General features: G+C 63.9%; 8 protein-coding genes and 2 pseudogenes. 6 read left to right on the top strand and 4 right to left on the bottom strand.

Going from position 1 to position 8,756, the window contains the following annotated elements:
• The 5 genes and pseudogenes from EOA28_RS15375 to EOA28_RS40205 form a co-directional block, all read left to right on the top strand.
• A partial coding sequence (locus tag EOA28_RS15375) for an HlyD family secretion protein (protein WP_281060904.1) occupies positions 1 to 1,124 on the top strand: 1,124 nt, incomplete at its 5' end.
• Positions 1,125 to 1,535: 411 nt separating this feature from the next.
• Complete coding sequence (locus tag EOA28_RS15370) at positions 1,536 to 3,068, top strand: DHA2 family efflux MFS transporter permease subunit (protein WP_127251602.1); 1,533 nt, start codon at positions 1,536 to 1,538, stop codon at positions 3,066 to 3,068.
• Between the two features lie 171 nt (positions 3,069 to 3,239).
• A pseudogene (locus tag EOA28_RS40215) lies at positions 3,240 to 3,347 on the top strand (2-oxoglutarate and iron-dependent oxygenase domain-containing protein); the annotation flags it as partial.
• A gap of 139 nt (positions 3,348 to 3,486) precedes the next feature.
• The gene (locus EOA28_RS40210) at positions 3,487 to 3,699 is read left to right on the top strand and encodes a hypothetical protein (protein WP_245463278.1); all 213 of its coding nucleotides are present in this window, start codon (positions 3,487 to 3,489) and stop codon (positions 3,697 to 3,699) included.
• On the top strand, positions 3,687 to 4,100 hold the full coding sequence (locus tag EOA28_RS40205; RefSeq protein WP_348628705.1) for a 2OG-Fe(II) oxygenase family protein: 414 nt from the start codon (positions 3,687 to 3,689) through the stop codon (positions 4,098 to 4,100). The genes EOA28_RS40210 and EOA28_RS40205 overlap by 13 nt, the downstream gene beginning before the upstream one ends.
• 44 nt (positions 4,101 to 4,144) lie before the next feature.
• Here EOA28_RS40205 and EOA28_RS15360 read toward each other — a convergent pair whose 3' ends face one another.
• A complete protein-coding gene (locus tag EOA28_RS15360; RefSeq protein WP_127251601.1) occupies positions 4,145 to 4,651 on the bottom strand; it encodes a CAP domain-containing protein in 507 nt (168 codons plus the stop codon).
• 167 nt (positions 4,652 to 4,818) lie between these two features.
• Here EOA28_RS15360 and EOA28_RS15355 point away from each other — a divergent pair, with 167 nt between their 5' ends.
• The gene (locus EOA28_RS15355) at positions 4,819 to 5,643 is read left to right on the top strand and encodes a DUF2189 domain-containing protein (protein ID WP_126083173.1); all 825 of its coding nucleotides are present in this window, start codon (positions 4,819 to 4,821) and stop codon (positions 5,641 to 5,643) included.
• 77 nt (positions 5,644 to 5,720) lie between these two features.
• Here EOA28_RS15355 and EOA28_RS15350 read toward each other — a convergent pair whose 3' ends face one another.
• The 3 genes and pseudogenes from EOA28_RS15350 to EOA28_RS15340 form a co-directional block, all read right to left on the bottom strand.
• Positions 5,721 to 6,353 (bottom strand): LysE family translocator, encoded by a 633-nt coding sequence (locus EOA28_RS15350; RefSeq protein WP_127251600.1) that lies wholly within the window; start codon positions 6,351 to 6,353, stop codon positions 5,721 to 5,723.
• 87 nt (positions 6,354 to 6,440) lie between these two features.
• Complete coding sequence (locus tag EOA28_RS15345; RefSeq protein WP_127251599.1) at positions 6,441 to 8,414, bottom strand: pilus assembly protein; 1,974 nt, start codon at positions 8,412 to 8,414, stop codon at positions 6,441 to 6,443.
• A gap of 28 nt (positions 8,415 to 8,442) precedes the next feature.
• Positions 8,443 to 8,756: pseudogene (locus tag EOA28_RS15340) on the bottom strand (hypothetical protein); the annotation flags it as partial.

The raw sequence follows: 8,756 nt of genomic DNA, 5'->3' as shown, positions 1-8,756 counted from the left end.
CTGAAGCGCCGGCGCAGCCGGCTTCCGCCCCGGTCGCCGTGGCTCCGGCGCCGGTCGCGCCGAAGAAGAAGCGCCGCCTCGGCCGCTTCCTGCTGATGGTCGCGCTGCCGCTGGCGCTGCTTGCCGGCGGCTCCTATGTCTGGGTGACGGGCGGCCGCTATCAGGAAACCGAGAACGCCAATCTGCAGCAGGCCAGGATTTCTGTCGCCTCCGACACGGCCGGCCGTATCGTTCAGGTCGGCATCGCCGACAACCAGCTGGTCAAGCAGGGCGACCTTCTCTTCGTCATCGATCCCGAGCCTTACAGGATCGCGCTCGCCCAGGCCGATGCGGCGGTCGCCGCGGCGCGCCTCAATGTCGAGCAGCTGCGCGCCGCCTACAGCCAGGCGATGGCGCAGGAGAAGTCCGCTTCGAGCGAGGTCGACTATGCGCAGTCGCAATATGACCGCGCCGCCGATCTCGCGCAGAAGGGCATCAACGCCAAGTCCTCGCTCGATCAGGCCCGCAACGATCTTGACAAGGCCAAGCAGCAGCTGGCCGTCGCGCAGCAGGGCATCGTCAGCGCCAAGGCGGCGCTCGGCGGCAACCCCGAGATCGAGACCGACAAGCATCCGACCGTGATGGCCGCTTTGGCCGCGCGCGACAAGGCGGCCTATGACCTGGCGCAGACGACGGTGAAGGCGCCGGCCGACGGCGTCATCTACCAGGCGGCTTCCTTCAAGGTTGGCCAGTATGTTTCCGTCGGCACGCCGCTCTGCGCGCTGGTCGAGACCGGCGACACCTGGATCGACGCCAATTTCAAGGAGACCCAGCTCACCAACATGAAGCCGGGCCAGAAGGCCGAGATCGTCGTCGACACCTATCCGGGCCGCACCTTCGAGGCGACCGTCACGGCGATCGGCGCCGGCACGGGCGCGGAGTTCTCGCTGCTGCCCGCGCAAAACGCCACCGGCAACTGGGTCAAGGTCACGCAGCGCATTCCCGTGCGCCTGGAACTGACTGATCCTGATGCCAAGATGGCGCTGCGCACCGGCATGAGCGCGACCGTCACCGTCGACACCGGCGTGGCGCGCGGCCTGCCGTCGATCTTCGGCCATGCCACGGCAGGAGAGCACGCGCAGTGACAATACGCCCCCCGTAAATCGGGGGCGGAGCAGGGGATTGGTCTGATGGGAGGAGTGACAAGGATAAGCGTTTAAGATCAGCCGCTTGGCGGCGCGATCAAAACCGAAACCTTCGTCACGGACCCGTCGGTCCTCAGGTTTCCGGGCGGCAGGCATCCGCTCCAACAGAGACTTTCAGTCGATGTAACCCCCACATCGATGGTCGCGTCCCACCGCGATGAAGGTCTCTCTACGGAAGGCATTGCCGCCCGGAAACCTAGAGCCGGATGATTTCAGGTCTGTTCGACCTGAAATCTGAATCCGGCTCTAAATCAAAGAGATAGAGCATGATGTCGTCCGAAAACCGCATCACACTTTTCGGCATCATGCTCTAGTCTACACGTTTTTGTTACCCGCTGGAAGTTCAGCATCATGAGCACGCCGGAAGCCTTCAAGGAAGTGCCGCATCGCGGGCTGATCACCGTCGCGCTGATGCTGGCGACGATCATGCAGGCGCTCGACACCACGATCGCCAATGTCGCGCTGCCGACCATGACCGGCGACCTCGGCGCGTCGCCAGACAACATCAACTGGGTGCTGACCTCCTATATCGTGGCGGCGGCGATCATGACGCCGGTTACCGGCTGGCTCGCCGACCGGCTCGGCCGCAAGGAGCTGTTCCTCGCCTCCGTCGTCGGCTTCACCATCTTCTCCATGCTCTGCGGCCTTGCCTGGAGCCTCGAGACGATCGTGCTCTTCCGCCTGCTGCAGGGCGTGTTCGGCGCCGCCATCGTGCCGCTGTCACAGACCTTCCTGCTCGACATCAACCCGAAGGAGCGCCACGGCCAGGCGATGGCGATCTGGGGCGCCGGCATCATGCTTGGGCCGATCCTGGGGCCGACGCTCGGCGGCTGGCTGACGGAAAACTTCAACTGGCGCTGGGTGTTCTTCATCAACCTGCCCGTCGGCATCCTGGCCTTCCTCGGCATGGCCGCCTATCTGCCCGTCATCGCCAAGCGCGTGCGCGGCTTCGACTTCTTCGGCTTCGCCATGCTCTCGCTCGGCGTCGGCGCGCTGCAGCTCCTGCTCGATCGCGGCGGCGAGGTCGACTGGTTCAACTCGGCCGAGATCTGGATCGAGCTTGCTCTGTCGCTCACAGGCTTCTGGGTGTTCATCATCCATACGGTGACGGCAGAGCATCCCTTCATCGACCCAAAGATCTTCCTCGACCGCAATTTCGTGACCGGGCTGGGCTTCATCTTCGTCATGGGCGTGCTGATCCTGGCCTCGATGTCGCTGTTGCCGCCGATGCTGGCCAACATCTTCGGCTATCCGACCGTGACCATCGGCGTCGTGCTGGGTCCGCGCGGCATCGGCACGATGATCTCGATGCTGGTCGTCGGCCGCATCATGCACAGGTTCGATGCGAGGATCCTCGTCGCCATCGGTTTCCTGCTGACCGCGCAGTCGCTCTACACCATGGCAAGCTTCACGCCGCAGATGGACAATTGGCTGATCCTCACCTCGGGCGTCATCCAGGGTCTCGGCATGGGCATGGTGTTCGTGCCGCTGTCGACGGTCGCCTTCGCCACGCTCGACGCCCGCTACCGCACGGACGCCACCTCATTGTTCAGCCTGGTGCGCAATCTGGGCTCGTCGATCGGCGTGTCGGTGGTCGCGGCCTTGATGGTGCGCAACACCCAGATCAACCACACCGAGCTGTCGGCCTTCATCAACCCCTACAATCCCAACCTATGGGCTGCCTCGCCGGCGGCCGCGAGCGGCAACGCCGCGGCTCTTTCGCAGGTCGACCGCGCGGTGAATGCGCAGGCGATGATGATCTCCTACATCAACGACTTCAAAATCCTGATGGTGATGACGCTGGCCGCGATCCCGTTCGTCATCCTGCTGCGCAAGCCCAAGGCGGCGCCGGCGGGCGGCGCGCCGGCGGCGCATATGGACTAGGACCGCCACACCAGTTGGTCCTAGATTACGACCGGGTCAGGCTGCATCGTTCCAGCGTTGAGCGGTTGGATGAACGTGATGCAGAACCTGTCATTTCCCGTGTTCGATCTCTGACAATTCGAGACCGCGAGCGCCGCACGGAAGAAGGCGCTCGGCCGCGAGGTCGACTACATCTGTCGCAGCACCGGTTTCCTGGCGGTCAAGAACCACGGTGTCCCGCAAGCTGTGATCGACGCCGCTTGGTCGAAAGCAAAGGCTTTCTTCGACCTGCCGCCAGAGGAAAAGCTGCGCTCGAAGGCGCCCTACAAGGGTTATCCCTACGGATATCTCGGCCCCGAACTGGGAGGCGCTGGCAAAATCCCGCAATGTCGACACGCCGCCGGACTTGAAGGAGAGCTTCAACGGCGGACCTCCCCGCGTGCCTCCAGGCATCAAGGACCCGGAGGCCCTGGCCTTCTGCTACGCCGAGACGATCTGGCCGGCCGAGCCCGAAGGCTTCATCGAAGCTTGGAAGGCCTATTATGCGGCTCTCGAGGACCTTGCGCTGCGCATCATGCGGGTCTTCGCCACCGCGCTTGATTTGCCGGAACCTATTTCGACGCCTTCCTCGATGCGCCGATCAGCGCGCTGAGAGCGCTGAACTATCCCGAGCAGCATGTCGCGCCGAAGCCCGGCCAGATCCGCGCCGGCGCTCATACCGACTATGGCAGCCTGACCATCCTGCTGCCGCAGCCAGGGTCGCGCGGGCTGCAGATCGTTACGCCGGGCGGCGAATGGGCTGAGGTGCCGCCAGTGTCCGGCGCCTTCGTCATCAACATCGGCGACCTGATGGCGCGCTGGACCAACGATCGTTGGGTGTCCACCGTGCATCGTGTCGTCAACCCGCCGGCGCAGCAGGGCGGCAAGGATCGCCGGCAATCGATGGCTTTCTTCCACCAGCCGAACTGGGACGCCGAGATTGCGGTTCTGGACGCATGCCTGTCCGAGGGAGAGGCGCCGAAATATGAGCCGGTCCGCTCCGGCCCTATCTGATGGGCAAGTTCAAGGCGACGACGAAATAGGGCGGGGGCCGACGCCTATCGGCCGAGCACCAGCGCCCAGTAGCGCAAGGCAAGATCGCGGCCGTCGCGCACATAGGCGAGCCCGAAGCGGCTGAAGTCCGGATCGAGCATGTTGCGGCGGTGGCCGTCCGAATGCATCCAGATGTCGAACAGTTTTTGCAGGTCGAAGCGGCCTTCGGCGATGTTTTCGGCCGCCGCGCCCCGCACGCCATTGTCCTTCATGCGCGAGGCGAAATCCTTGCCCCAACCGGTGGTGTGGCTCATGCGCTCGCGCGAAGCCATGTAGCCGGCCTGCTGCAGCGCCGCCTGTTCGAGCTGCGTGTCGTGAACCAGCGCTGGCAGCCCCGCCGTGGTGCGAATGCCGGCCAGCGTCGCCGTGGCGGACGAAGAGACGCCGGCGCCTTCGCCGGTCGGCACCGTGACCGTGCTGCAGGCGGCGATGCCCGCAAGTGCTGCAAGGCCAGCGGCCTTGATCAGCATGCGACGGTTCATATCGGGGAGGGCGGTGGTCGAGATGCTCATCCGGTCTCTGATACCGGCGATCGTGGCTTTTGCCGGGCAACCGATGAAAATCGCATGAAGCGGCGACTTTTCGCGGAAGATCGGTTATCATGCCGGCGTTCTTGAAAGTGGCAGCCATGGGCGGCCACCCAGGCGGTGACCGCCCCCGATATAAACGGAGGACGGTTATGGCCGGTTTTCATGTCATGACGGACGCGTACGGCGCACATGTTCAGCCCACGGTGCGCCACATCTCGACCGCGGATCTTTGGGACGCGCTCAAGCTCGGCGCCGAGGATTTTTGGGCCAAGCCTTCGCATTACGTGTTCCTGTGCCTGATCTATCCGATCGTCGGCCTGATCCTGACGCAATGGAGCTCGGGCTCGAACGCCATCCAGCTCGTCTATCCACTGATGTCCGGTTTCGCCCTGGTCGGTCCGTTCGCGGCCATCGGCCTCTACGAGATCAGCCGCCGGCGCGAGCTTGGGATGAGCAGCCGCTGGCACCATGCGCTGGACGTGCGCCATTCGCCGGCGCTGCCGTCGATCGCGGTCATCGGCATCCTGCTCTTCGCGCTGTTCCTGTTGTGGCTGTTCACCGCCCAGTCGCTCTACACCAGCCTGTTCGGCGCCGAGCCGCCTGCTTCGGTCGGTGCCTTCGTGCGCGACGTGCTGACGACCGGCAAGGGCTGGACGCTGATCCTCGTCGGCAATGCCGTCGGCTTCGTTTTCGCCGCTGTCGTTCTAGGCACCACCGTCGTCGCCTTCCCGCTGCTGCTCGACCGCGACGTCGGCGCCGTCGCGGCGATCGAGACCTCGGCCCGCGTGGTGATGGCCAATCCGCTGACGATGGCCCTCTGGGGCCTGACGGTCGCCGTGCTCCTGGTGATCGGCTCGATCCCGCTGTTTGCCGGACTCGCCGTCGTCATGCCGATCCTCGGCCACGCGACCTGGCACCTCTACCGCAAGGTGGTCGAGCCGGAGCAGATCCGGCCGGTGCGCCGCCCGATGTAGAGGTAGGCCCGTAGGGTGCGTTGGGATTCAGGTCAGGGCGCCATTCGCGGCCGGCCTCACCTGAATATCAATGCGCCCTATCTCTGCGCCTCGGTCGCCATCTTGAGCGCCAGCGCCGTCAGCACCGTGCCCATCATCCAGCGCTGGACGACCAGCCAGAACGGTCGTCCGGCAAGGAAATTCGCGATCGAGCTGGCGGTCACCGCGATGATGGCGTTGACGGTGAGGCTGATCGAGATCTGCGTCACGCCAAGCACCAAAAGCTGCGACAGAACATGGCCCTTGGCCGGATTGATGAACTGCGGCAGCAGCGACAGATAGAGCACCGCGACCTTCGGGTTGAGCAGGTTGGTCATCAGCCCCATGACGAAAAGCTTGCGCGGCCTGTCCCTGGGCAATTCGCGGACCTGGAAGGGCGAGCGTCCGCCGGGCTTGAGCGCTTGCCAGGCGAGCCACAACAGATAGAGCGCGCCGGCGAAGCGCAGCGCGTCGTAGGCAAAAGGCACGGCGAAGATCAGCGCCGTGATGCCTAAGGCCGCCGAGATCACGTAGAACAGGAAGCCCAGCGCCACGCCGCCGAGCGAGATCAGCCCCGCCTTCGGCCCTTGCGACAGCGAGCGCGAGATGAGGTAGATCATGTTCGGGCCGGGTGTGAGCACCATGCCCAGGCAGATCAGCGCGAAGGTGAGGTGGTTGGCGGCGTCAGGCATCGGGATCTCCGGAAAGTTCCCGAGATGTGCGCCGCTTCGTCAAACGTCGCAAGGGCTTGATGGGATTGCCCTTTACGCCAGCTCGCCTTACCCGACCACGCGCAGGTTCGACAACTCGTTGGCGATTTCCTTGAAGTTGTCGGACAGCGTCGCCCCCGTTGCGTTCCAGAACAGTTTTGCCGGTTTACTGGGATCGGTCGGATCCTTGCGGAAGCGGGACTCGGAAGAGCATGCTTTCAGCGCCGCCATGGCCTTCTGGTCGCTCGAGCTGGTCGAGGACATGTCGAGCGCCACCGTCATCACCATGATATTGCCGGCCTTGGCATTGTCGCACAGCTTCGCCATTTGCTCGTTCATCGCCGCGGTGTAGTTGCTCGACGAATAGTTGAACTGGCCGATCGCGCTCGATGTGCCGCCGAACAGGCGGGTGACCGAGGTGCCGTTATAGCCGACGCCGGTATAGCCATAGGCGGCATAGGTCGACTTGTTGCCGGCCGGGTCCGAGCTGACCGTCGAATAGGTGTTCTCGCCGTCGGTGAGCACGATGACCACCTTGTCGTTGCCGCGCTCGGTTTCCGGCCTCCCCTCGGTGAAGGGCGGGGCGCTGGAGACGGTGCGCCAGCCCCAGGCCATGCCTTCGGTCACATTGGTGTTGCCGTTGGGCTGCATCAGGTCGATCGCCGCCTTGATGGCTGCGAGCCCATCGGTCTGGGTGACATCGGTGAGCGGTGTGATTGGCGTGGTGGTGCAGCTGTAGTTCGGGCCCGCGCCCTTCGACAGCACCGGCGCATCGATCGGCCGCGGCATGAAATACTTGGCCATGTTCGACTGCCTGGTCTTGCCGGTGGTGCTCGACGGGTCGTCGTTCCACCAGCTGTTGGCGGCGCCGTAGGTGACCGGGTTCGGCTCGTCGGGATCCTGCGTCACTTTCCAATGGTTGCCGGGTTCGTCCGGCGCGAACATCGGCACGAACATGGTCGCCGGATCTCCGACGCCGATGCCGGTGTTGTTGGGGCCGCCGGAGGCTGGCGTGTCGTCTACATTGTAGGGATATGGCCGCACTTCCACGCAACCCTGCCAGCTGGCGAACGGGCCATAGGTGTCGTTGTAGTCGTATTCGTCGTGGCTATCGGAACAGGTATGATTGGATCGGTACTTGTCGCAGACGACCCGCTTGCTGCCGGCGATGCGTTCGTGGCTGGTGACGACCTTCATATCCCGATAGAGCTCGAATCGGGTCAATATCTGGCCTTCCGCCGGACCCCAGCCGGTGCCTTTTTTATACCAGATGCCGTTGATTTTCTGAGCGTATTTGTCGGGGGCGTTTAGCGTCGACCAGTCGAAATTCTCGTTGGCGATCGGCGACAGCCCGTAGGTGTCCATCCAGGGGGCGTTGTCGTTGCTCGGCCCGACATTGACCGAGGCCGCGAACGGCACGAGGCTGAACTGGACCGGCTTGTCGATCTGCTTGATCTGCGCTGCCTGCTGCGCCAGCGTGTCGACGAGCTGCTTGGCGGCCTGCTTGAGCAGGTCGATGCGCTTCTGTCCCGAGCCGGTGCCGGGCGTTGTCATGGAGCCCGAATTGTCGAGCACCATCGCCACTTCCAGGGTGTTCTTCAGCCGCACCTGGGAACACATCTCGACCTGGATCGGCTTATGCGCGTCGCCGTCTGATGCGCCGCTGAGCAGCGCCGCCGCCGGATGGAAATAGGGATGATAGGTGAGCGTCGCGCAAAGCTTCATCAAGCCGCCGCCGGTTTGGCTGCTCGGCAGCGTGACATCGAGCGCAATGTTGGCGGGATCGATGGCGTTGAGATTGGAATTCAGGAAGGCAGCCGCATAGGCCTTGATCTCGTCGTCCGACGCACCCTGCGAAAGGCGCACCGCGGAGGCGAAATTGGCCGAGTCGAGCGCGTTGAGCACCATCTGCTTCTCGCGGTTGAGCTCGGTGAAGTCGACCCCCACCGCCAAGGCTCCCATCAGCGGAACCATGGCGACTGCCGTCACGAGGGCATAGTTGCCGCGGCGGTCACGGCAGAATTGGTGCCATAATTTGCGCATTTTGCTCGAGCGGCCCCGCTTATTGTGCTCAACTGACGATGCGCAGGTTCGACAATTCGCTGCCGATCGCCTTGAAGTCGTCCGACAGCGTGGCGCCGGTCGAGTTCCAGAACAACTTCGCGGGCTTGCTCGGGTCGGTTGGATCCCTGCGGAACCGCGAATCCGATGCGCAGGCGGTAAGCGCCGAGATCGCCTTCTTCTCGGCTGTTTTTTGAATGCTGAGATCAAGGGAAACCGTCATGACGATGATGTTGTTGGCCTTGGCGTTGGCGCACAGCGTTTGCATCTGCTCGTCGAGAGCGGCGGTATAGTTCGCGTCGGTATAGGGACTTTTGCCCACGG

This window comes from Mesorhizobium sp. M2A.F.Ca.ET.067.02.1.1 (assembly GCF_004023285.1).
GTDB lineage: Bacteria > Pseudomonadota > Alphaproteobacteria > Rhizobiales > Rhizobiaceae > Mesorhizobium.
This window is presented reverse-complemented; position numbering and strand designations above follow the sequence as displayed.

Coding starts and splice junctions, on each gene's coding strand:
- EOA28_RS15360 (WP_127251601.1), bottom strand. CDS start 4,651: ATGAGCATCTCGACCACCGCCCTCCCCGATATGAACCGTCGCATGCTG.
- EOA28_RS15370 (WP_127251602.1), top strand. CDS start 1,536: ATGAGCACGCCGGAAGCCTTCAAGGAAGTGCCGCATCGCGGGCTGATC.
- EOA28_RS15345 (WP_127251599.1), bottom strand. CDS start 8,414: ATGCGCAAATTATGGCACCAATTCTGCCGTGACCGCCGCGGCAACTAT.
- EOA28_RS15350 (WP_127251600.1), bottom strand. CDS start 6,353: ATGCCTGACGCCGCCAACCACCTCACCTTCGCGCTGATCTGCCTGGGC.
- EOA28_RS15355 (WP_126083173.1), top strand. CDS start 4,819: ATGGCCGGTTTTCATGTCATGACGGACGCGTACGGCGCACATGTTCAG.